Below are 23,832 nucleotides of genomic sequence, written 5' to 3' on the forward strand. Positions count from 1 at the left end.
ACAGTAGGCAGATCCGGCGACGGTCTACAAACCCATCCCGAGATCGGGTGCGCCCAGGTCGTACCGGTCGCGCAAGGCGGTGCGGGCTGCGTACCAACCGCCCAGGCCGTGCACCGACGGGCCGGGTGAGGTGGCAGAGGACCCGAGATAGACACCTGGCAACGGGGTACGCCAGGGGGTCGGCGACACCACGGGCCGCTTGATCATCTGAGACAGTGTGACGGCACCCGTCGCAAAGTCACCACCGATGAAGTTGGCACTGATACGGCCCAACTGATCGGCCGGGGTGCCGGTGCGCGCCAGGATCAGGTCGCGGAAGCCGGGCGCATACTCCTCGATCGTGGCGATCATCGCCTCGGTGCGATCGACCGGGCAGTTGTAGGGCACATGGGTGTAGGCCCAGAGCGTCGCCTGCCCGGCAGGCGCCCGGGTGGGGTCGAGCACGCTGGGTTGCACAAGCAGCACGTAGGGGCGATCGGGTAGCTCGCCCCTGCCGACCTGACGCTCGGTTGCAGCGATCTGCTCGCGGGTGCCGCCGAGGTGAATGGTCGGCGTACGACGCAGCTCGGGGTCGGTCCACGGCACCGGCCCGGAGAGCGCCAGATCCATCTTGGCGACTCCGTTGCCGTGTTTGAACCGTTGCAGCGCCCGCCGGTACCGCGCCGGCAGCTGATCTCCGGCAATGGCGGCGAGGGCCTTGGTCGACAGGTCGAGCACCACGGTGTCGTACCGGGCCAATTCTGCCAGGTCTGTTACCTCGTGCCCGAGGATGATGCGCCCGCCATGTGCTTGCAAGTCTGCGCCGAGCGCGTCCGCGATCGCCTGTGATCCACCGATCGGCACCGGCCACCCGGCGGCATGCGCGTGGATGCCGAGCACCAACCCGGCACCAGCCATTGCGAGGCGCGGATGAGAACCGATGGTGTGCGCGGCAGCACCGGTGAGCAGCGCCGGGGCGATCTCTTCTTTGAAGCGCCATCCCCATGCGGGAGAGCCCTGTTCGAGCGCTCGCAACCCGTAGGCGACGGTGGCCACCGGGTGGCTCGGTATCTGCAGCAGCGGCTCACCGGTGAACTCGGTGATCTGCTGGACCCGGTCGACCAGCGGTTGCATCAACCTCTGGTAGGCGACGCCGTCCCGACCGAGATTGTCTGCGGTGCGGTGCAGATCGCGGTAGGCGATAGCACTGCGACCGTTCGGGAGCGGATGACCGAAGGATATTTCGGGGACTCGCAGCTCGATACGTTCTCTGATCTGAAAGGCCGTGAAGAACGGCGACGCGAGCGCCATCGGGTGCACGGCGGAGGCGACGTCGTGATGAAAACCGGGAATCGTCAGATCCCGGGTGGCCGCTCCCCCGCCGATCCAGTCGTTGCTCTCGATCAGGTCGACGCTCAAGCCGGCCCGCGCGAGCGTCACTGCTGCCGCGAGACCGTTCTGCCCTGCACCGACTACGACCGCATCCGTCATACCCCCATCCTCACAGGGGCCGGATCCGAGCGGTCAGCGGTCAGGAAGATCTGACGTGTCGACACCTCAGCAGTTGGGTCGCCAATCCTCCGGCGTGGTCCCGGAGTTCGGGCGGCACAACGTGAGTCCACGATTTTGCAGTCCAGACTTGATTCTGCTCAATTGCGCCCGGTCAGTGCCGAGATGATTGAGATGGACAACAACAGTTGATCCACTCCGCGCATTTGCAATGATGTAGTCAGCGGCGGATCGCGTCGATCTGCCATCCCAGTCACGTGGATCGAGAGTCCACAGGCATAGATTCATACCGGCATTCTTGTAGGCGCTGCGGCTGGTGTCGTTGAGTGCACCGTAAGGCGGTCGGCCCCATTTGGAACTGACGCCCGATGTGGTGATTTCGCGGTAGACGGCGGCGTAGGAAAGCTGTGTCAGATTCTTGTGATCGTAGGTGTGATCAACGGGATACATACCTGCCCTGCGCGCGTACCCGATATCAGCGCGACCGGATGCAACGAATTGCCCGTTCGGAGCGACCCCGATACCGATATTCAACCTGACGGCTTCGTTGATCAGCGCCTTGTAGCCATCGAGCGAGAGTGGATAGTCGTCGAAAACGAGGAAGACCCCTTTGCCGGTGTTACCGCACTGCCCTGGGGTGCCCACCGGGCGCGGAGGCGGCGCGGAACTGATCAGGGAGCGCCAGGTATTAGGACCGACGACTCCATCCGAGACGAGTCCGTGGCGACGTTGGTAGAGCCTGACAACGGTGTCCGTCTTCTTGTCGAAGGTCCCGACTGTCAGGATCCGGTCGTAAATTTTCCTTACGAGAAGACGCTGCAGAACCACAACACACGATCCGCTGTCTCCTGATCGCAGGTCGGGACGTTGGGCTGCGGGGGTAGCGTCGGTGCACGACTTTGTCGCAGCAGCTGCTGGAATCGCAGCGACGACTGTCAACGGTAGTGCCAGCAGCAATCCGCTGAGAATTCCTGACCTCACCACTCGGCGCCCACGCCGATGTGATCTATTGTTCCGCACCTTTTCCATAGGCTTTCCTCTGTTGAATTCTGAATCACTCACAAACTGACTGATGTGAGTAGATTTAAGTTCATTGACGTGGCCCTGGAATGTCAGCACGTACACTCGAGCCGCGAGAGTCGATAGCCGACTTCGAAACGAGGCCGGACGTGGCGCCTTAACGAAGCGCCTGCGGCTCCTGAAATCCGAGACGCCCAGTGGGATCTATCCGATGCCCACTGATCTCAGTATGCCCACGTTGCCGTACCGCCGCTACTGAATACGAAAGTTCTTATTGATAGGTGTGCTCTATTTCGGCCTGGTCCCGATCAGGACTCGATGCGCCTGCCCGATGTCTCGTCGAACAGGTGAATGCGCTGTGGGTTGGTCGTGAAGAACAGCTTCGCGCCCTTCTGCGGGACGTCGCGCCCGTCGACTCTGGCCACCATCTGCCCATCGTGCTCGCCTGGCGTCCGGCCATAGACATACGCGTCGGCGCCGAGTTCCTCCACGACCTCGACCAGCACCTCCAGCCCTTGTCCCTGGTCGTTCAGGACCAGGTCCTCGGGTCGGACGCCGAGCGTCACCGATGCGCCCGCCCGAGCCAGCGTGCTGCGCGGGACCTCAGTCACCGCGTTGCCGAGCTTTACCCCGCCGTCGGTCACCGGCAGATGCAGCAGATTCATGGCCGGCGATCCGATGAACCCGGCGACGAAGACGTTGTCCGGGTGGTCGTAGAGCCTGCGCGGGGTGTCGCACTGCTGCAGGATGCCGTCCTTGAGGACGGCGACCCGGTCCCCCATGGTCATTGCCTCCACCTGGTCGTGCGTGACGTACACCGTCGTCACTCCCAGCCGGCGCTGCAGGGAGGCGATCTGGGTGCGGGTCTGAACGCGTAGCTTCGCATCGAGGTTGGACAACGGCTCGTCCATCAGGAACACCTGCGGTTGGCGCACGATCGCCCGACCCATCGCCACCCGTTGACGCTGGCCACCGGAGAGGGCCTTCGGTTTGCGATCCAGGTATTCGCTGAGGTCGAGCATCTTGGCTGCCTCCTCCACCCGGGTACGGATGTCCGGTTTCGAAACTCCGGAGATCTTCAACGAGAAGCCCATGTTCTCGGCCACGCTCATGTGTGGATACAGGGCGTAGTTCTGGAACACCATCGCAATGTCGCGCTCTTTGGGGGTCAGATCCGTGACGTCACGATCACCGATGAAGATGCGACCGTCATCGACGTCCTCCAGGCCCGCGAGCATCCGCAGCGAGGTGGACTTGCCGCAACCCGACGGTCCGACCAGGACCAGGAATTCGCCGTCCTGGATTGCTATGTCGAGAGCATCCACTGCGGGCTTGTCGGCGCCTGGGTAGAGCCGTACGGCTTTGTCGAACGTGACTGTCGCCATCGCGAATTTCTCCTTTACCGGCGCGTTCCTGCCGGTCGATCAGTGGTGGACGAAAGATCAGGGGCGGGCGGAAAGCGGAACGTGGCTCAGCGCCCGGCCAGCGAGCCGCCGATACCGCCGACGCTGAAGTATTTGTTCAGTACGGCGAACAGCAGCACGGGCGGGAGCATCATGATCACCGCGACGGCCATCACCAGTCCCCAGTTCGTGGCGTTCTGCTGGAAGAAGGTCTGCAGACCGATCTGCAGCGTGTAGTTCTGGTCTGAGCGCAGGAACACCACGGCGATCAGGTAGTCGTTCCAGGCGAGCAGGAACGAGAAGATCGCGGTTGACAGGACACCGGGCAGCGAATTGCGCAGCACGATCCGGAAGAAGCTGCCGAACACCGAGCAGCCGTCGATCCAGGCGGCTTCCTCGAGGCTGATCGGGATCGAGTCGAAGTAGGCGGCCATCATCCACACGGCGACCGACATGGTCGAACCGACGTAGATGATCGTGATACCCGCCAGGCTGTCGACGAGGCCGACCTTGGCGAACAGGATGAACAGCGGGATGACCGCCGTGACCACCGGCAGGGACTGCGCGATGAACAGAATCAGCGAATACCCGGAGACCAATCGACTGCGCCCTCGGGAGAGCACGTAACCGGCCGGGGCAGCAACCGTCACCGCGACGACGACGGTCACTGCGGTCACCAGCAGGCTGTTCTTCAGCCATGTCGCGACGGAGGTCTGGCTGAAGACCTTGCTGAAGTTCTCCAGGGTCACCCCGGTGGCGGTGCTTCCGAGCGAGGGCTGCACCGACAGGTACAGCACGGCCAGGATCGGCACCAGAACGACCGCAGTGATCACCAGGATGCCGGCAAAGCGCCACCACTGGCCGCGTTGCTCCGCTGATTTGATGGTGCGCCGCTTGGGTTCCGCAGTGCGCGCGGTCGCAGTTGTGGCAATGGGAATTGAGGTTGCCTCAGCGCTCATTCGATGTCCACCTTTCGGATCTGGCGGTAGAGCAGGGTAGCGATGACGACCAGCACGATCGTCATCAGGAACGCGATCGCGACACCCGGCCCGGTCTGGAAGTTGGCGAACACGGTCAGGTAGGCCATCACCACCAGGGATTGTGTTGCCCGCACGGGCCCGCCACCGGTGAGCAGGAAGATGGTCGGGAAGTCGTTCACGCAGAAGATGATCATCAGCACCCAGCTGATGTAGGTGGACCTGGAGATCATCGGCAGGGTGATCTCCCGGAAGGTCTGCCATTTGGAGGACCCGTCGATCTTGGCTGCCTCGTACACGTTCACATCGACCGATGCCAGGGCCGAGGACATCATCATCATCATGAACGGGAAGCTGATCCACACCTTGAAGATGCAGACGGTGACCTGCGCCAGGAGCGGGTCGGCCAGGAAGAGCACATTGCCGAATCCGAGCGCATGGAAGAGCATCGGCATCGGGGACTGCGGAGTAGCGACCAGCCAGTTCCACGAGGTGGCCGAAACGACCACCGGAACCACCCACGGCAACAGCAGCAGCACTTTGAAGATCCCCCGGCCGGGTATCCGGGTGCGCAGCAGCAACGCCATGGCCAGACCGATCGCCCAGCTGCCGAAGACGCCGACGATGGTGAAGATGAGGGTGAACCGCGCCGCATCCCAGAACGCCGGGTTCTGCAGGACGCCGGTGTAGTTACGCAGCCCGACGAAAGTGCCCGAGTCGATGAGACTTCCGTTGCGCAGCGACTGCAGCGCGGCGTAGATGACGGGGTACAGGTTCAGCAGGAGCAACAGCGCGACCGAGGGCAACGCGAAGACCACGAAGGCCCGGGTGAACCGGTTCTTGCGTTTGCGTTTCACCCCGCGTGGCGGTCGCCCGCGGCCGGCGACGCCCACACCTTTTCGGGCCCTCCCCAGGGCACTGACCGACGACGAGGATGTCATTCACTTCTCCTGTGCAGGGGTGGTTACGGACCGGAAAGGCGGGTGGGACCTGCTGATCGCAGTGACCCCACCCGCCTCGTACGGCTAGGTCATCAACGGTTCGATGGCGTTCTGCAGACTGGCCAGCGCCGCCTTCGCGGTGGTCTTGCCGCCCAGCACGCTCTGCGCGAAGTTGGTCATGACCGCAGTGCCGTCGACCGTGTTGGCAATGTTGTAGAACAGGCCGGTGCCGCCCGGTGCTGCCCAGGTCTTGAAGATGGGCTGCCACTCATCGACGATCTTGACGTTGTTCGGGTCGGCCTTGAACGCCGCCGTGTCCGTGATCGACTTCAGCGGCGGGAGACCGATACCGGTGTTCTGGGTCCACAACGACTTCATGTTCTTGTAGTAGTACGTCAGGAACGCCTCCGAACCCTCCTGGCTGGGGGTGTTCTTGTACATCATGATGTTGTTCGGGAAGTACAAGCCGCCCTTCTTGCCGCTCGGGCTCGTGAGGGGGGAACCGACGACCATGTCCTTGGCAACTGCCCCGCCGACCGAGACCGCGGCGCCTGCCGTGTCCCAGCCCATCCCGAACTTCTTGGCCGTCCACTGCGCGTAGACGTTCGCGCCCGTGTAGGTGGCCGAGGCCGGGTCGGAGTAGCCCTTCTTTACCAGGCCGAGGATGAACTCGATGGCTTCGAGGTTGGCGGGCGTGACGCATTCGGGCTGCTGCTTGGCATTGAACACGCCACCGCCGTTGTTGATCATGAACGCGGCCAGGATGTGACCAGCGACGTTGTTACCGGTGCCCGATCCGACACCGAATCCGTAGACCCCGATCTTCTTCAGGGCTGCGCAGACCTTCTCGTATTCCGCCCAGGTGGTGGGCGGCTCGACACCGACCTTGGCAAGCAGCGCCTTGTTGTACCAGGAGACGCGCACGTCCAGGTTGTAGGGCACGCCTGCATACCCTTTGTCCGTTTTCATGGTGTCGACCAGACCCGGGAAGAAGTCGTCGTAGATTCCGTTCTTCTTCCAGGAGGCCAGCAGATTGTCGGCGTAGGCGATCTGACCCTGGTGCGCGAACTGGAAAGCCTGGGTGCCACCGCCGGAGCTGACGGCCGGACCGGTCTTGGACGCAATCGCGGACGCGAACGTCTGGGTGAAGTTCGCCCACTGAATTTCCTGGTAGGTCGCGCCCGGCATTCCGCTCGCGGGCTTGTAGGCCGTGGTGATCTTCTTGTCCAACGGATTGAACGCCGTTCCGCCCCAGGGCATGTTCCAGAACTTCAGCGCCGAGGTACTCCCCCCGCCCTTGGAGCCTCCACCGCTGGAGGAACACGCTGCCAGCGCCGCGGCAATAGCAGCACTGCCGGTCAGTCCGAGGACGCCTCGACGACTGAACGCCGCACCCGAGGTTTGAGAATCCATGCCAGTTTCCTTCTCTCTTCGCAGAACCCATGTCGGGCGATGGCCGCACTCCCTCAAGTCCAAGGTCGCGCTGGATCGCAAAACATTTCGCGGTGAACAGGGAAAGTATCTCCAGCACGAATGTGACTGTCAACACTTTTTTTGGTAACGAATTGACCACCTGACGTCAGGGGATGGCCGAGGTGCCGGGATCTGGCGAATTTTGCTGTCCGCTGGAAGCTCTCGCGCGTTGACGTAGATTTCAGTACGATGACCGCATGGATTCACGAAACATTTCGTCGGGTCGGGCGACACTGGCGAAGATCGCTGACGAGGCGTCGGTCTCGATGTCGACGGTCTCCAAGGTGCTCAACGGCCGCCCCGGGGTCTCTGAGCCGGTCCGGGCGCGCATCGAGGGCCTTCTCGCGACCTCCGGCTACCAGCGCCGCGCCGACGAGAACTCCCGCTCCAGCTTCATCGAACTCGTGTTCGCGGGGACGGACAACATCTTGTCCGGGTGGTCGCTCGCATTGATCGGTGGCGTGGACAGGGTGTGCCGCGCCAACGGCCTGAGCGTCCTGTTGACGATGAGCGGCGACCACCACTCGCCGGCGCAGGATTGGATTCGAGATGCCATCGCACGTAATCCCGCCGGCGTGATCCTGGTGTCCTCAGTCCTGTCGGATGATTCGAAACTGCGGCTGCGGACCCGCGGTATTCCTGTGGTGCTGGTCGATCCGGCCGGTGACCCGGCGCCCGATGTCGCGTCGATCGGCTCGGGGAACTGGTCCGGAGCCCTCGTAGCCACGCAGCACCTGATCGGTCTCGGGCACGAAAGGATCGGTCTGATCACCGGATCGGCCGACGTGATGAGTTCCCAGGCGAGGGTCTCCGGCTACCGCGCCGCGTTGACAAAAGCCGGAATCGAGTTCGATCCGGCGCTGGTCATTGCCGGCGACTACCAGTATTCCGACGGTGTCGAGGGCGGCACCCGTCTGCTGAGTGCAGCCGATCCACCCACGGCGATCTTCGCTGCCAACGACCAAGAGGCGTTCGGCATCTACGAGGCGGCCCGATCGCTCGGGCTCTCCATCCCCGGCGACGTGTCCGTCGTCGGCTTCGACGACATCCCACCCGCACAGTGGATGTCCCCACAGCTGACGACGGTCCATCAGCCGTTGGCCGAGATGGCCGAGCAGGCGACGAGGTTCATCCTCGCCATGCACGGGGACGCCGATCCATCGACGATGCGGGTGGAACTGGCGACCAGTCTGATCGTGCGGGGCAGCACGGCACCTCCGGCGATCGCGAAACATGCCGACCGTGCCGCCAGCGGGACCGGGTCGCACCGCACGTAACACCACCACCACGAACGATCACCACCACGAACGTCAAGCGAGAGGGCGAATCCAGCCATGGGCACAGAATCACCGGACTACCGAGACAGCGGACTGACGTTTCCGGAGGGGTTCGTCTTCGGTTCAGCAACAGCGTCGTACCAGATCGAAGGGGCGGTCGACGAGGGCGGACGCGGGCCGAGCATCTGGGACACCTTCAGCCATACCGCCGGCAAGACGCTGAACGGGGACACCGGTGATGTGGCCGATGACCACTACCACCGCCTCGAGGCCGATCTGGACCTGATGCAGAGCCTCAACCTGCACGCGTACCGCTTCTCGATCGCGTGGCCGCGCATCCAACCGACCGGTCGCGGACCGGCGAACCAGGCGGGTCTGGACTTCTACTCCCGGCTGATCGACGGGCTCATCGCGCGCGACATCACCCCCGTCGCCACGCTCTACCACTGGGATCTGCCGCAGGCATTACAGGACGAGGGCGGCTGGACCAACCGCGAAACGGCACTTGCGTTTGCTGAGTACGCGCGGATCGTGGGGCAGGCGTTCGGCGACCGGATCGCGGTATGGACGACCTTGAACGAGCCGTGGTGCGCGGCGTTCCTGGGGTACGGGTCGGGCGTACACGCGCCAGGGGTCACCGAACCGATCGCGGCGCTGCAGGCCGCCCACCACCTGAACCTGGCGCACGGGTTGGCCGTCGCGCAGCTGCGGTCGGTCGTCACGAACGATCCGCAGTTCTCCATCACGCTCAATCTGCACGCGCTGCGCGGGTCGGGGGCGACCGGGGCGGAGGCCGTCCGCCGGATCGACGCGGTCGGCAACCGCATTTTCACCGGGCCCCTGCTGCACGGGGCCTACCCGGCGGACCTGCTGGCGGACACGGCGTCGATCACGGACTGGTCGTTTGTTCTGGAGGGCGACACGGAGCTGATCCACCAGAAGATCGACGTGCTCGGCGTCAACTACTACTCGACCTCGCTCGTGCAGGTGTGGGACGGGGTCGGTGAGCGGCGGTGCGCCGACGGACACAACCCCAGCGCGGCATCACCGTGGCCGGGCGCCGACAACATCGAATTCCTGCCGCAGCCGGGGCCGTACACCGCGATGGACTGGAACATCGAACCCAGTGGGCTGGAGGAGCTACTGCTCGCGGTGCACGCCGAGTTCCCCGGCCAGGCTCTGATGGTGACCGAGAACGGCGCCGCGTTCGAGGACGTCGTGACCGACGACGCAGGTGGCCCCGCGGTGCATGACGCGGAGCGGGTCGACTACCTGCAACGGCACCTCGCTGCAGTGCACAGGGCCATGTCGCAGGGCGTGGACCTGCGCGGGTACTTCGTGTGGTCGCTGTTGGACAACTTCGAATGGGCGCTCGGCTACTCCAAGCGGTTCGGGATCGTCCGCGTCGACTACGACACCCAGGAGCGACTGCCGAAGGACAGCGCGCACTGGTACGCCGAGCTCGCGGACACCCACACCCTGCCTCTCGTCTCGACGGAGTCCGAGCCGGCGCTGGTGGTCAGCGACTGAACCGCATCCACCCCCTGCATCGATACGCTGAGAAAAACTTCTCGCTAGGGGTGGATACATGAACAACGCAGCAAACTCGGCTCACACAGCCACGGCACCGCCGCGGTTCTTGAACGGCGACGGTGCCGCGAGCGCCGCGGACCTGCTGTCCACGATTCCCCCGGACACCACCCCGGATGTCTATGGCAACGGCGGTGTCGTCCAGGAGTTGGAGCAGTACACGGCGGGGCTGCTGGGCAAGCAGGCGGCGGTGTTCTTTCCCAGCGGGATCATGGGTCAGGGCGCAGCTCTGACGGTGCTCGCGGCCCGGCACCGCTCCTCGACGGTTGCGTGGCACCCGCTGGCGCACCCCCAGCTGCACGAACTGGACACCATCCAGCGGGTGCATCGTCTCAACACCCGACTGGTGGGCGACCGGTCGCGCCTGCTGCGACTGCTGGACCTGCAGGCCATCCCCGAGCAACTGGCCGTGCTGCTGCTGGAACTGCCGCAGCGTGAGTTGGGTGGCCAACTGCCGGCCTGGGTCGAGCTGGAGGAGCAGGTCGGCTGGGCTCGGGAGCACGACGTGAGCCTGCATCTCGACGGCGCACGGCTGTGGGAGGCAGCGGCCGGGTACGGGTGCGAACCGGACGCGATCGCCGCGCTGTTCGACACTGTCTACGTCTCGTTCTACAAGGGCATCGGGGCGCTCTCCGGATGCTGCGTCGCGGGTGACACCGACGTCGCCGACGAACTACGGGAGTGGCGGCGCCGGTTGGGCGGAACGCTGTACGGTCTGTGGCCGCTGGCGGCATCCGCGCTGAAGATGCTGCCGGAACGACTGCCCGAGATGCCCGAACGCCTGGATCACGGCCGGGCCATCGCCAACGCGCTACGGCGGGTAGCCGGTGTCACCGTCGTGCCCGAGCTTCCGCACACCCCGATGATGCATCTGCTCCTGCAGGCAGACCAGAACACCGTCGAAGAGAACGCCGCACGCATCCTTGAGCGTGATGGGTTGCAGACCTTCCGGACGACGCAGCCGACGATCGACCCGAACGTGGTGAAGGTGGAGCTGACGGTCGGCCGGGCGACGATGCAGATGACCCCCGAAGAGGTCGCGGCCGTGATCCGCGAGCTGATCAGCTGATCAGCTGATCACCATCGCCGCTGTCGTCTCACCGAGCATCCGCACCTGCTGCGCAGCAGTTGGCGGGCTGCCTCGCGGGTTCTTGAGACCTGCGCCGCGGGACTAGGCCTTCCTGAACGACCTCGTCGACGTGGGGTTGCCGCAGGGAAATGTCCGGGTGAGCGTCCGAGGGTTGCCGCAGGTCGCGAAGCTGATCGCGACGCCGTTCATCGCGGAGGGCGTCCGGCACCCTCGGCGGGTAGGCAGTGCAATGACGGCGTTCGTCGTCCGACACCCTGACGTCACGTTCCTCATAGACCCGGGCATCTGCACCAACGTCGCCAAGCGAGCGGTGCCCGAAGTGCCGCTGGCTCTGCGGATCGTGGTCAAACCACCACGCGACGTGATCGACGTCCGCACCGGGCTTTCGCGGGCTGGTCTCGCCCCGACCGACATCGACTTCGCGTTGCCCACTCACCTGCACTGGGACCACGTCGCCAGGCTGCTCGATCTCCCCGACCTGCCCATGCGCCTGCACTCCACGGAGCGGGTCTGGGCGATGACCGGCGACCGCGCACCCGTCGGCGGCGTCCGCTCGGCGCTGCGGGGCCGATCCATCAATGAGTTTCGAACTGGACGGACCGCCGGTGCTGACGTTTACCCGGAGCCACGACCTGCTCGGTGACGGCTCAGTCGTGCTGGTGGACCTGGCCGGCCACACACCGGGAAGCGTTGGAGTGCTGTTGAACACCGGTGACGGTCCGGTGCTGCTTGCCGGTGACGCGGCCTGGCACACGACTCAGATCGAGCATGTCCGTCACAAGGCGTCCTATCCCGGGTTGCTCGTCGACGAAGACCGGCCGCTGACCCTGACCACACTGCACCGGTTGCATGCGATCCGAGACAAGGTGCGCATCATCCCCGCCCACGACCCAGACGCTGCCCGCGCCATATCCAGATGATGAGCCCCGATGAGATTGCCGACGTGATCCGCTGAATTTGAGGGTGGTCGGCGCGGGCCTGCGAACGGCCGAATGCGTTGCAACGTCGTGTAACGCTTCCGCTCAGGCTCGCGACAGGGTGTGATGGGGAGCACATCTTGAAAAGGAGTGTGCGATGACGCAGATCATCGATGAGAAGACAACAACGGCGACTCCCGGAGAACGGGTGGACCGTTGGCTGCAGGACTTCGAAGCAGCGCTGGCGGCGCGCGACGTGCAGGGCGCGGCCCGTCTGTTCGCGGCCGACAGTTTCTGGCGTGACCTGGTGGCGTTCACCTGGAACATCAAGACGGTCGAAGGCCCCGCCGGGGTGGCCGACATGCTCACGCACTGCCTGGACGGCGCCGACCCCAGCGGGTTCGTCACCACCGAGGAGCCGACGGAAGCGGGCGGTGTCATCGAGGCATGGATCGCTTTCGACACCGCGGTCGGCCGCGGCAAGGGCCACCTGCGGCTGAAGGAGGAGGGTGCATGGACCCTGCTGACCAGCCTTCGCGAGCTGAAAGGGTTCGAGGAGTCGCAGGGATACGACCGGCCACAGGGTGTCAGTCACACCTTGACACCCGGGCGGCTGTCCTGGAAAGAGGAGCAGGAGCTGGAGAGTCGCGAGCTCGGTAGCACCCGTGAGCCCTACGTCGTGGTGATCGGCGGCGGTCAGGGCGGCATCGCTCTGGGTGCCCGGTTACGTCAGTTGAATGTGCCCGCCGTCGTACTCGACAGGCATGACCGACCCGGCGATCAGTGGCGCAGTCGGTACAAGTCGCTGTGCCTGCACGATCCCGTCTGGTACGACCACATGCCCTACCTGCCGTTCCCGAAGAACTGGCCGGTGTTCGCGCCGAAGGACAAGGTGGCCGACTGGCTCGAGATGTACACCCGGGTGATGGAGGTGCCGTACTGGCCACGTTCGACGGTCGAATCGGCGTCATTCGACGAGGAAACCAAGACCTGGACCGTGCAGGTGGACCACGACGGCGAACCGATCACGTTGCATCCCAAGCAGCTGGTCTTCGCGACCGGAATGTCGGGCAAACCGAACACGCCGGACTTTCCGGGCATGGACATCTTCAAGGGTGAGCAGCAGCACTCCTCCCAACACCCGGGCCCGGAGGCGTACTCAGGCAAGAAGGTCGTGGTGATCGGCTCCAACAACTCCGCACACGATATTTGTGGAGCGTTGTGGGAGAACGGCGCCGACGTCACCATGGTGCAGCGCTCGTCCACCCACATCGTGAAGTCCGCCAGCCTGATGGACATCGGGCTGGGTGACCTCTACTCCGAACGCGCCGTGGACGCCGGTGTCACCACAGACAAGGCGGACATGGTCTTCGCCTCGCTGCCCTACCGAATCATGCACGAGTTCCAGATCCCGCTGTATGAGCAGATGGCCGAGCGCGACAAGGACTTCTACGAGAGGCTCGAGCGGGCCGGCTTCTGGCACGACTGGGGCGAAGACGGATCAGGGCTCTTCATGAAGTATCTGCGCCGCGGTTCCGGCTACTACATCGACGTGGGCACGGCCGACCTGGTCGCAGACGGCAAGATCCACCTTGAACACGGGCAGGTCGACCACCTGACCGAACACACCATCGTGCTCGATGACGGCACCGAGTTGGCGGCGGACCTGGTCGTCTACGCCACGGGGTACGGGTCGATGAACGGGTGGGTTGCCGACATCATCGACCAGGACGCAGCCGACCGCATCGGCAAGGTCTGGGGCCTCGGGTCGGACACGGCCAAAGATCCAGGGCCTTGGGAGGGCGAGCAGCGCAATATGTGGAAGCCGACCCAGCAGGAGGCGCTGTGGTTCCACGGCGGCAACCTGCACCAGTCACGGCACTACTCGCTCTACCTCGCTCTGCAGCTCAAGGCTCGCTACGAGAACATCCCGACCCCGGTGTACGGGCTGCAGGAGGTGCACCACCTGAGCTGAGATCTCACCGCAACTCGCTTATTGGGCAGTGAACTGGCTGATCGTCTTACCCACCCACCACGCCATGGGGCAGCTTTCCGCCCTCAGAACACTCGATGTTGAGTAATATCAACATGTCATGCAGACTTTCATCATGTACGTTCCTCGGTTCATCGAGCCCACCATGGCCGAGCTGATCGGCGCCACTCCCGTCGTGGTGCTGGAGGGGGCGCGATCGGTCGGCAAAACCAGCCTTTTGTCATCCCTCGTTTCGAAAGGCTCCCTGCGCACGTCAGTGTCACTGACCGATCCTGTGCAGCGGGCGGCGGCGACGCGAAATCCGCTCGAATGGTTGCGCAGCCTGCCGCAGCCCTTCGCGATCGACGAGGCACAACTGGCACCAGAGCTACCGGTCGCGTTGAAGCGGCTGCTGGATGAGACCGGGGACAATCTTCGGTGCGTGCTGACGGGTTCGGCCGCGATCGGGCGAACTGGACTGGGTGGCACCGATCCGCTGGCTCGGCGATCTGTGCGACTCGCGCTCGAGCCCCTGACAGAGGCGGAGTTGATCAACACCACGCCCTGGTCGGTCGTTGACCAACTGTTCGACGGCCAACCAGCCGCGGGAGCCTCGAGTGCGCCGGTCGACTGGCGCGATCACATCGTGCGCGGCGGTCTGCCTCGGTATCGCGTCGGCGACGACCACGGATCTACCAGTTGGCGGCGTCGACGGTTGCTCGCGGATGTCGACTCGATCCTGACGAACGACGTGCTGCCCGATGTGAGATTCGATCTGCGGACGGCGCGCGATGTGGTGCAGCGAGTGCTTCGCACACCCAGCGGTGAAGTGAAGGCTGCATCAATAGGAAGTGCGCTCGAGCTCGACGCTCGCACGGTCAACCGCTACCTCGACATAGCCGAGCGGCGATTCCTGCTGCATGAACTCCCAAATTTTCGTCAATCCATCAGACAGTCCGCCAGGACGACCGCGAAGATCTATCCCGCAGACGTGGCGCTTTCAGCCGCTCTCCTCCTGCAGGGGGAAGGCTCGTTCGACGACGATCGCATCCGCGGCGGCCTGATGGAAGCCCATGTCGTGCAGCAGATCCGGGCGCACGTGGCATGGTCGAGCGCACGGGTCACTGCCTTCCACTGGCGAGAGTCGCGAAACGGCCGCACAGACGAAGTCGACGTGATCCTCGAGGACGAGCGCGGTCGCCTCGTAGCTGTCGAGGTGAAGTCCGCCGCATCCTCGCGCCACGATGACTTCCGGGGAATCCGTGCTTTCCAGGACAAGTTCCCGGACAGGTTCCACCGCGGCTATGTCGTTGTCACCGAGGGAACACCGACGAACGTCGGACCGAATCTGTGGACGCTGCCGATTGCCTCCCTGCAGTCGCAGGAGTTCTGGACCACTTCCACCTCAAGCGCGCCGGCGCACTCAGCGCCCATCTCTCCCAACAGAGCGACAAGCAACCCACCCATGCCTACCGATGCCCGCGTCTTCATGAGTTACACCCATGCCGACCAGAACAGCGTGTATGCCGGGGACCTTCAGCAGTTCGCCCGCGACGTGGTGGACACCTTGGAGGGTATTCATGGACGCACGGCTGAGTTGTTCATCGACCAGGATGATGGTCGATGGGGCGAGGATTTGTGGGCTCGGCTGGAAACAGAATTGGCGTCAGCGACCTTCTTCCTTCCGTTCATCACCCCGCGGTATCTGAAAAGCGAGAGCTGCCGTCATGAGTTCACGCGATTCCTCGACGCTGCGGAACGTGCCGGAGCGCCCCATCTGATGCTGCCCTTGTTGTGGATCGCGGCGCCGGCGATGTCGGCATCCACCAACTCAGATGTGATCGCCCAACGTCTTCAGCGGACGCGTTACATCGACGCCACTGCTGCCCGCACCGAAGACCGCAGCAGTGCGCAGTACCGGCAACTGGTCGAGCAGGCGGCTGATCAGCTCGCACAGGTGATGTCTGAGCGCGAAGCCGCGCCGACCCGCGAGGGAACTCCTCTGGGGCCGGTAGAGGATGTCGACGTTCCTGTCTTGGACGACACCGTGGTCGAGATCGAAGATCTCATCCCTGCGGTCGAATCGGCCATTGAGACCTTCCTCAACCGGCTTACCGTCCTGGGGTCCACTATGGAGACCGCGCTTGTCATCGACCCATCTCAGTCTCCACGCCTGTTGCGACAGAGCCTGACCACCGCCGCACGAGCACTGCAGGCACCCGGCTCTGAACTCACCGAAGCTTCTGGCATCGCTATCGCGCTCTGGCAGGACCTCATGTCAAAGCTCAACGCGCTTGCGCAGATATCGAGGGATCTGGGTGAACCGGTTCCTGCCGAGATCGTGGCCGAAATTGAGCAGTTCGCCGATGAAATGACCGGTCTGGACACCGCTGAACTGGCGTTGATCGCGAGTCAGATGCCGCGACTCTCTTCGCACCTTGCCCCGGCAGCACGCTCCCTGAATGCCGCAGTTGCGACGGTGAAGACGATGGGTCAGACCGCGCGATCGTTCGTCGATGCGCAGTCGGCAGAAAACAATTGAATAGGCGACGCTGCGAAAGGGGCAGGGTCATCGCCGGTCGCGGGCGTGACCTACTCAGGCGCCTCCATCAGTGACCGAATCGCTTCTGCGCTGCTTGCTTGGTCACGCCAAGTGCGACACCGATGCTCAACCAGGAGTCTCCAGCTTCGCGCGCCTCTCTGACAGCATCGTGCAACTCACGATCGGCGCTAGTGACACCCGCCTGTGCGGCGATGATCCTTCGGAAGTGCACTGCGTCCCGCACGTCGGTCGAAGACGGGTCCAGGTCATCAAGGACGCTCTCAATGTCGTTCAGTCCTGTTGTCGACATATCAGCTCACCTCAGAAACTCGTAGAACTTCGGTCGGAGACGGTTCGCGTGGATGATCCGACTGGCGTCTTCGGCTGGTAATGCTACCAATTCAAGCCGTGCACCTGTGCGGTCTGGACCAATGACGATGAGCCGTTCTTCGCCGTATTGCTCAATCGTTTCCAGAGCCGTGGGACTGCGGCGACACGATTCTCAACCGTAGGTTGATCTTTCCAAGCACGCCAGCACGAGCCCATTTTCGCCCTGTCGCTCGCCGAGGTAGCTACCTGACCGCAAGATACAAACGGCTGCTGACGGGAGCTTCGTGGGCGACACGATTCGGCACCCATCCCCCGGCAGGAAGCGGCACTCCAGCTTCGTCGGCGACTGTGCGGTAACCATGAGGCAGCACACGTCACCCGCCGGACCGGCTGGCGCGGTCACAAGTCGAGGACGCGACGCAGCCCCCGGGCAACGTCGCTCAGCAGACTTTCTGGCACTTCGCCGCAAGCACGGTCGAGATCTGCCTTGTTCAGCGTCACAACAGCGGTGACGTTGGCAACGCAGTCTTTTGGCAAACCGGTGACCGCCGCCGGGAGGAAGACGTTTCCCGGCATCACTGCCAGTGCAGTATTGGAGGTGACCACGACGGCCACCACCGTCGCGAGCCGACTTTCGTTGTAACTGTCAGCCTGCACGATCAACACCGGTCGCTTCTTGGCCGGGCGACTACCGACGGCTTGGCCGAGGTCTGTCCAGCAGATCTCGCCTCGGCGAGTCACCATTCGTCTTCGGTGTCAGCCAGCACCTGGTGGGCCACAGCCACCGCAGCCGCGTAGGAGTCGTCAACCGCGCCCAGCCGCTCCAGGGCCGCATCGATCTGCCGTGCCACGGACTGTGCATCCAGTTGATCGAGGTAGTTGTCAGCGGCGCGTGCAAAAAATTCCGAGCGGCTCAGCCCGAGTGTTTTGGCGCGGTCCGAGGCCCGGTCGAAGATCTGATCTGGGACTGAAATGGCGGTCTTCACGAGAAAAGTATAACCAAGTAATACCTACAGTTGCATTCGGCTTGACTGTGTCTCTTGGTTGTTTCGCTGCGAAAATCCCGCAGATGGTCACCCACATACTCAAGACCGCCGCCGATCATTAATGCCAACCGTCCAACCGTGGAGGACGCAGATGTTCAACTTCTCACCGGTCCCTAAATGGTCGCCGAGGCTACCGACGTGGCCGTGTTCTATCTGAACCCACCGGACAACGCGACCGAGCTGTGCGTGGATGAGAAGTCACAGGTCCAGGCGCTGGACCGAACCGCACCGATGCTGCCGATAAAACCGGGCCCGCCGAGCGGCGCACCAACGACTACAAGACGCCCAGCACCACGACGTTGTTCGCGGCGTTCGACGTCCCGACCGCCACCGTGACCGGTGCCTGTAAACCGCGTCACCGCCCACCAGGAGTTCTCGGCGTTCCTGAAGCAGATGCGAGGGCCTACGGCGACCAGCAGTTGCACCTGGTAACGGACAACGACTGCACCCACAAAAAGGCCCAGAGCGGCGACATATTAGCAGTTAACCCGCGGATCATCGGGCACTTCACCCGATTTTCGGGGTCCTGGTTGAACCTGGTTGAACCTGGTCGAGGTCTGGTTCGGGATTAGCGAACGCCAAGCAATCCACCGCGGATCCTTCGGATCCGTGAACGACCTTGAAGCTACGATTTGGGCCTTTGCCACCGGCTGGAACGAGCGTTGCAACCCGTTCGTATGGGCCAAGACCGCCGATCAGACCTGCACTAGAGCCAAGCGCCAGAGCCCTTCAAAAGCGGGCCACCGGTGCAAGACCTCGCCGCGACGTGAACATAGAGTGCAGCCATGCCTGAAGCCAAGATACTTCGTGAGCTGAAGAGGTTTGCACGGGAACGCGACTGGGAACAGTTCCATTCGCCCGAAAATCTCGCCAAGAGCATCTCGATTGAGGCGGGTGAGCTGCTCGAGTGCTTTCAGTGGTCCGCAGAGACTGACAGCGCACGTATAGTCGACGAGCTCGCTGATGTCCTAACGTACTGTTACCTGATGGCTAACGCGCTGGGAGTCGACGCGGAGGTCATTGTCGCAAAGAAGCTTGAGATCACGCGTGAGAAGTATCCTATCGAAAAGTCTCGGGGGAAGAGCGCTAAATATGACCGGCTTTGAGGTGCTCGAAGTTGAATTCGCCGAGGACAGATTCCTTGCCCGCGACCAGGTCCGTGCTTGGGCGACGATCGATTCTCGATTTAGCAACTGGCCAGTCGTGTACACCCTCGACGGAATGGGGCAAATCTACATTGGAGAATCCCTCAATGTCGCCGCACGGTTTAGGCAACATCACGACAGTCCGACAAAAGTGGGCCTTAGCCGCGCTCGCGTAATCATTGACGATACGTTCAACAAGTCTGCTTGCCTTGATTTAGAATCCTTTCTCATCCGGCTCTTTGCGGGCGACGGCAAGTACGCTGTCCTTAATGGAAACGATGGAATCACAGACTCGGATTACTACAACCGCGAGGGGTACCGTGCGACGTTTTCCGACGTTTTTGATATCTTGCGGAACGAAGGATTCTTTAATCAAAGCATAAGGGAGATCGAGAACAGTGACCTGTTCAAATTATCCCCGTTTAAGGCGCTGTCGGAGGATCAGTTAACTGCGGTCAACGACATCGTGAAAGGCCTATTTGAAGACATAGAAGAAAAAAAGGGGAGCAAGATCGTGGTGCAAGGCTCGCCCGGTACCGGTAAAACGATCGTGGCAATCTATCTCATCAAATTGTTGTGTGATCTCGGCGACGTCGATGCTCGCCAGCCCCAGCACGAGAATTCTTTCTTGGACGACTTCACCATTGAGGAGGCTGCAGAAAGGTTCAAGAATTTCCGCATAGGTCTTGTTATTCCGCAACAGGCCTTAAGAAAGTCTATCAAATCAGTGTTTTCGAGAACTCCGGGCCTGGATTCAAGCATGGTCCTCTCTGCATTCGACGTCGGTAAAAGTCGTGACCCTTTCGATCTGCTTATCGTAGACGAAGCACATCGATTGACTCAGAGGGCCAGCCAGGGAAGTGGCGTACGGAACAAGATGTACGCGGACATAACAATCGAACTCTTTGGAGCTGATGACAAGACAAAAACACAATTAGATTGGATTGTCTCGAAAAGCGCCAACCAGTTGTTTCTCCTCGACCTCGACCAGACCGTCCGTCCCGCGGACATCCCCGCCGGGGTGATGCGCGCGCTTACGGATGAAGCATCGCTGTCTCACCGCCACTACCCGTTGCGTGCACAACACCGAGTTCGAGCCGGCTCCGACTACGTCGGATACATCGCAGATGTGCTTGCTGGTGTACCTATCAGACCAAAGAATTTCGATCTTTACGACCTGCGGTTCTTCGACAGCTTCTCGCAAATGCGGCGGGAAATCGTCGCGCGCGATGAGGAGGTAGGACTTGCCCGCTTGGTCGCTGGCTACGCCTGGAAGTGGACGAGCAGCAAAGACCGCAGCGCATACGACATCAATATCGACGGCGAGAGAATGAAGTGGAACACGCGCCCGGTCGACTGGGTGAACTCGAAGACCTCGCTGCAGGAGATGGGATCGATTCACACAATCCAGGGGTACGACCTTAACTACACGGGTGTAGTCATAGGCCCTGACATCTGGTACGACCTCGACAGTCTTCAGATCCGATTCGATCGATCGAGCTATTTTGACACGAACGGCAAGGCGAACAATCATCAACTGGGCGTTACCTACTCCGATGCGCAGATCCTCAAGTATGTCCAGAATGTATATAAGGTGCTGCTGACTCGTGGCATCCTTGGGACCTACGTTTATGTGTGCGACGCCGCTCTTCGCGAGTATTTCCGCCCCTTCTTCAGTGCTTCCAAGGAATTCTGAAGATCGACGAGGCGTGGATCAACGCCCCCGAAGCCGGAATCGCCTCGGCCCCTGGGCCTGTCAACCCTCAAGATTAATGCGCCGAAGCTCACCCCCGCGGTCGCGTCGTGATGCGCAGCGAGGTCGACCACCTGCTCGATAACATCCGACGCGTGCACGAGGTAGGCGCGAATATCGAGCTTGGCAATCGTGGTTCGGATGTCGTTGTCGACATAGCGAGGCACGCCGACGGTTCGATCGACGTCTACCCCGCTGAGGCAATCGAGCCCGCCCAGTAGTCGAATGATCTCGACCCGCAGCGCGAGATCATTCGGCGGCGCGGTGGGTCGGTGACCGGATGACGGCTGCCGCACCGGCGCGCAAGTGACTCCGCCCGGGGGGATGCACCCGGGCGGAGAGCGGACCGCGGGCACGTGGCCTCTGTGAGGTTTGCCGGTGTCAGTGCCAGGCTCTAGTCTTGAATCAAACTATTAGGAAGTGATTCAAGATGACCCCGGACAACCACTCAGTCCGCCAGGCGCGTGAACGGGCGGGAATTTCTCAGCGCGCCCTGGCCGAGGCGACTGGCATTTCACAGGCCACGCTCTCGCGGATCGAGTGCTCGACCAGGGCGCCGAAGGCCGACGAGATACTTGCGATCGCGTGGGCGACTGGTTCCAGTGTTTCGGAGATCACAGGTCGGTCAGCCGTCCGCAGTCGGGTGCGCTGTGTGGCCCGTGCGACCGGCAGCGCGACGATGGACGCCATGCACCGCGAACTCATCCATTTTCTGGAAGTTGACGCGTTTCTTGACGAGATGGGCGTTGCCGAGCCCGCATGAGTCCGGAGTCAGAAGGACAGGCACGCGCCGAGCAATTCCGACATGAGAAGCACCTGGGCCTACAACCCATCGGTGACGCGTTCGCGCTGTTCGAGTTGGTCCCCCAACTCGATGTCGCAAGCCTGGCCGTTTCGAATCCCGATGAACACGGTATGACTGCGCACGATCCTGCACGCGGCGTCACGAAGGTTGTCGTTGCCTGCACGCAGAACCCGTTGCGCCAACGAAGCACTCTGGCCCACGAACTCGCGCATGTTCTCTTCCGTGATCACGAATACGCATCTCAGGGGAAATTGACCGGCCGCGAGGATTATGAGCAGCGCGCGGATGCGTTCGCACGTCATCTTCTTGTGCCGTTGCAAGGCCTTCGCGACTTCCTCGGCCCACAAGAGCCACTCTCCACTGCGGACCTGTCGAGACTGGTGCAGTGGTTCGTCGCATCCCCCCAAATGATGCTCATTCAGCTGGCTCGGGCCGCCTACATCGATCAGGCAAGGAAAGATCTCTGGTGGAACCACACCGGCCCCTGGCTCGCCGGGAATCACGGCTGGATGCCGCAATATCGCGCCCTGCAAGTGGAATCAGCTACTCCACGTGCACCACAACGCCTTCTCACCAGGGCCACCCACGGGTATCAGGACGGGGTACTTTCGTTGCGCGCGATCGCACGCATTCGCGCCGCCGACCCGAAGTTCGTTGAACGCGAGCTGGCCCAAGCCGGCATCACGCCGTCCAACCCCGCACTCCGATGGGCCGACACGAGCGAGCAGACGGTTACCGAGCACGACTTCGCCGACCTGGACGCCTTAGAGGACATTGAGATTTCGCTGGCGCACGGTGAAGCTACCGAGAACGACTCCGACGAGACACGACGCGCAGGCAGGGACAACCCGCTGGCGAGCGCATGACCGATCCCGTCATCGTCGACTGCGGGCCTGCGCTCAACTCCCTAGCCACCAGGCAGGAACGCATTCTGTTGCAGGCGACCGGAGGATGCTTCAGTGCACCAGAGACAGTTCGCCGAGAACTCGCCAGAAAGGCGAGCTAGGGTGGCAAGTTCGCAGCTGAGGCCGGAGTCTGGGCACGCCTCGAGTACGCAAAGCGATTGACGGTCCTGTCGGATGACCTGACCCCAGCCCTTGAGACGGTGATACAGCGCCTATCGAATACGCCGATGGCGGACCGAATGAAGGATGGGAAAGACCTCGGCGAAGAGCTCGTCATCGCTCACGCCGTGGCGCAGGCAGAAGCAGGTGCTGCGGTTGTGATGCTGATCGATGAGATCCGAGGAGCCGCAGTCGCGACACGCGAGATCGGACGGCTGGAGAGACTTGCCGCAGCGGGTCAACCTGTGGGGACGTTGAGTCTCTACAGCACCCTCACCGTTCTGAGGCTCGGGATCGGGTCACGCCTCATTCCCGATCGCAACACGATGCGAAATGTTCACGCTCTGCTTCGCGGGTGCGATGACGGTCTGGTCCACATCGACCAGACCGACCTCCTCAGCCACCGGTCGTGGAAACGACCACAGCCACGCTGAGCACTCAACCTCAGAGCGCCGCTGCTCGACGAACACCGCCAGTCCCAGGTCTCCCGCGAGTAGAATGCACTCCCCCTCGTGCTGGACCGACACGCGATCACGCGCGTGTCGCAAGGGTGGGGGAGACGCCTGCAATTGTTCGGCTCAGCAACCAGCGAGAAGTTCAACTCACAATCGAGCGACGTCGATTTGCTCGTCGAGTTTGCGCCCGGTGTGACGGACCCATTCGACGCTTACTCGGGTGGAAAGAGGATCTCGAATACTTGCTGGATCGAGACGTTGACCTCGTGATGGCCAGCGCCGTGCGGAACCCGCACTTTGCAGCGTCGGCACTCGTGGGCGCGCAGGAGCTTTACGCGGCCTGAGTCGGGTGCTTTCCTCTGGGATGTCCACAGCGCAAGCGTCCGCATCACGACGTTTACCAGTGGGCTGTTCAGTGAGACCTACGCAACGGACGAGCTGCGTAAGTCCGCAGTCGAGCGACAACTCGAGATCGTCGGCCAGTGCTGCGGTTCAGGCGACCTTGCCGGGGTATCGCCGGCGGGTGGCCTCTCAGCTGGTCCCG

At 62.6% G+C, this 23,832-nt stretch carries 22 protein-coding genes; 13 read left to right on the forward strand and 9 right to left on the reverse strand.

The features are described 5' to 3' along the window. Positions 1–24: 24 nt before the first annotated feature. From V3G39_17615 to V3G39_17640, 6 genes are all read right to left on the reverse strand, one after another. A complete protein-coding gene (locus V3G39_17615; GenBank protein XAS76436.1) occupies positions 25–1,470 on the reverse strand; it encodes an NAD(P)/FAD-dependent oxidoreductase in 1,446 nt (481 codons plus the stop codon). Positions 1,471–1,536: 66 nt separating this feature from the next. Then, positions 1,537–2,316 carry a peptidoglycan-binding protein gene (locus tag V3G39_17620; protein ID XAS76437.1) on the reverse strand — a complete coding sequence of 260 codons (780 nt, stop codon included), beginning with the start codon at positions 2,314–2,316 and terminating at the stop codon, positions 1,537–1,539. A 500-nt stretch (positions 2,317–2,816) separates the two neighbouring features. Next, on the reverse strand, positions 2,817–3,893 hold the full coding sequence (gene ugpC / locus V3G39_17625; GenBank protein XAS76438.1) for a sn-glycerol-3-phosphate ABC transporter ATP-binding protein UgpC: 1,077 nt from the start codon (positions 3,891–3,893) through the stop codon (positions 2,817–2,819). 86 nt (positions 3,894–3,979) lie between these two features. Then, the gene (locus V3G39_17630; GenBank protein XAS76439.1) at positions 3,980–4,870 is read right to left on the reverse strand and encodes a carbohydrate ABC transporter permease; all 891 of its coding nucleotides are present in this window, start codon (positions 4,868–4,870) and stop codon (positions 3,980–3,982) included. Beyond that, positions 4,867–5,829 (reverse strand): sugar ABC transporter permease, encoded by a 963-nt coding sequence (locus V3G39_17635; GenBank protein ID XAS76440.1) that lies wholly within the window; start codon positions 5,827–5,829, stop codon positions 4,867–4,869. The genes V3G39_17630 and V3G39_17635 overlap by 4 nt, the downstream gene beginning before the upstream one ends. Positions 5,830–5,913: 84 nt before the next feature. Next, the gene (locus V3G39_17640; GenBank protein XAS76441.1) at positions 5,914–7,242 is read right to left on the reverse strand and encodes an extracellular solute-binding protein; all 1,329 of its coding nucleotides are present in this window, start codon (positions 7,240–7,242) and stop codon (positions 5,914–5,916) included. 257 nt (positions 7,243–7,499) lie between these two features. Between V3G39_17640 and V3G39_17645 the strand changes: the two genes are divergently transcribed. From V3G39_17645 to V3G39_17675, 7 genes are all read left to right on the forward strand, one after another. Continuing rightward, positions 7,500–8,579: a LacI family DNA-binding transcriptional regulator gene (locus tag V3G39_17645; GenBank protein XAS76442.1), complete on the forward strand. Its 1,080-nt coding sequence runs from the start codon at positions 7,500–7,502 to the stop codon at positions 8,577–8,579. A 57-nt stretch (positions 8,580–8,636) separates the two neighbouring features. After that, a complete protein-coding gene (locus V3G39_17650) occupies positions 8,637–10,109 on the forward strand; it encodes a GH1 family beta-glucosidase (protein ID XAS76443.1) in 1,473 nt (490 codons plus the stop codon). A 58-nt stretch (positions 10,110–10,167) separates the two neighbouring features. Continuing rightward, entirely contained in the window at positions 10,168–11,238 is a 1,071-nt protein-coding gene (locus V3G39_17655) for a beta-eliminating lyase-related protein (protein XAS76444.1), read from the forward strand. Positions 11,239–11,395: 157 nt separating this feature from the next. Further along, entirely contained in the window at positions 11,396–11,902 is a 507-nt protein-coding gene (locus V3G39_17660; GenBank protein ID XAS76445.1) for an MBL fold metallo-hydrolase, read from the forward strand. After that, complete coding sequence (locus V3G39_17665) at positions 11,865–12,179, forward strand: hypothetical protein (GenBank protein ID XAS76446.1); 315 nt, start codon at positions 11,865–11,867, stop codon at positions 12,177–12,179. The genes V3G39_17660 and V3G39_17665 overlap by 38 nt, the downstream gene beginning before the upstream one ends. 154 nt (positions 12,180–12,333) lie before the next feature. Continuing rightward, a complete protein-coding gene (locus V3G39_17670) occupies positions 12,334–14,151 on the forward strand; it encodes an NAD(P)/FAD-dependent oxidoreductase (protein XAS76447.1) in 1,818 nt (605 codons plus the stop codon). Positions 14,152–14,269: 118 nt separating this feature from the next. Next, entirely contained in the window at positions 14,270–16,690 is a 2,421-nt protein-coding gene (locus V3G39_17675; protein ID XAS76448.1) for a DUF4143 domain-containing protein, read from the forward strand. 67 nt (positions 16,691–16,757) lie between these two features. Here the strand turns inward: V3G39_17675 and V3G39_17680 are convergent, their stop codons facing one another. The 3 genes from V3G39_17680 to V3G39_17690 all read right to left on the reverse strand — a co-directional run bounded on the left by V3G39_17680 (position 16,758) and on the right by V3G39_17690 (position 18,006). Continuing rightward, complete coding sequence (locus V3G39_17680) at positions 16,758–17,000, reverse strand: hypothetical protein (protein ID XAS76449.1); 243 nt, start codon at positions 16,998–17,000, stop codon at positions 16,758–16,760. A 419-nt stretch (positions 17,001–17,419) separates the two neighbouring features. Further along, complete coding sequence (locus tag V3G39_17685) at positions 17,420–17,764, reverse strand: type II toxin-antitoxin system PemK/MazF family toxin (protein ID XAS76450.1); 345 nt, start codon at positions 17,762–17,764, stop codon at positions 17,420–17,422. Then, entirely contained in the window at positions 17,758–18,006 is a 249-nt protein-coding gene (locus tag V3G39_17690) for a hypothetical protein (GenBank protein XAS76451.1), read from the reverse strand. The genes V3G39_17685 and V3G39_17690 overlap by 7 nt, the downstream gene beginning before the upstream one ends. 845 nt (positions 18,007–18,851) lie before the next feature. On the opposite strand from V3G39_17690, the gene V3G39_17695 reads away from it, so the two are divergent. The 6 genes from V3G39_17695 to V3G39_17720 all read left to right on the forward strand — a co-directional run bounded on the left by V3G39_17695 (position 18,852) and on the right by V3G39_17720 (position 23,267). Then, positions 18,852–19,172, forward strand: coding sequence for a nucleotide pyrophosphohydrolase (locus V3G39_17695; protein ID XAS76452.1), 321 nt, complete (start codon positions 18,852–18,854; stop codon positions 19,170–19,172). After that, entirely contained in the window at positions 19,159–20,907 is a 1,749-nt protein-coding gene (locus V3G39_17700) for a DNA/RNA helicase domain-containing protein (GenBank protein XAS76453.1), read from the forward strand. Before V3G39_17695 ends, V3G39_17700 begins: the two co-directional genes overlap by 14 nt. 107 nt (positions 20,908–21,014) lie before the next feature. Next, a complete protein-coding gene (locus V3G39_17705) occupies positions 21,015–21,185 on the forward strand; it encodes a hypothetical protein (protein ID XAS76454.1) in 171 nt (56 codons plus the stop codon). 209 nt (positions 21,186–21,394) lie between these two features. Further along, positions 21,395–21,727, forward strand: a complete 333-nt coding sequence (locus V3G39_17710; GenBank protein XAS76455.1) for a helix-turn-helix transcriptional regulator — start codon at positions 21,395–21,397, stop codon at positions 21,725–21,727. Continuing rightward, positions 21,724–22,635 (forward strand): ImmA/IrrE family metallo-endopeptidase, encoded by a 912-nt coding sequence (locus V3G39_17715; GenBank protein XAS76456.1) that lies wholly within the window; start codon positions 21,724–21,726, stop codon positions 22,633–22,635. Before V3G39_17710 ends, V3G39_17715 begins: the two co-directional genes overlap by 4 nt. A 266-nt stretch (positions 22,636–22,901) precedes the next feature. Then, positions 22,902–23,267 carry a hypothetical protein gene (locus V3G39_17720; protein XAS76457.1) on the forward strand — a complete coding sequence of 122 codons (366 nt, stop codon included), beginning with the start codon at positions 22,902–22,904 and terminating at the stop codon, positions 23,265–23,267. Positions 23,268–23,832: the final 565 nt, after the last annotated feature.

It is taken from the genome of Dermatophilaceae bacterium Sec6.4, assembly GCA_039636865.1.
Taxonomy (GTDB): Bacteria; Actinomycetota; Actinomycetes; order Actinomycetales; family Dermatophilaceae; genus Allobranchiibius.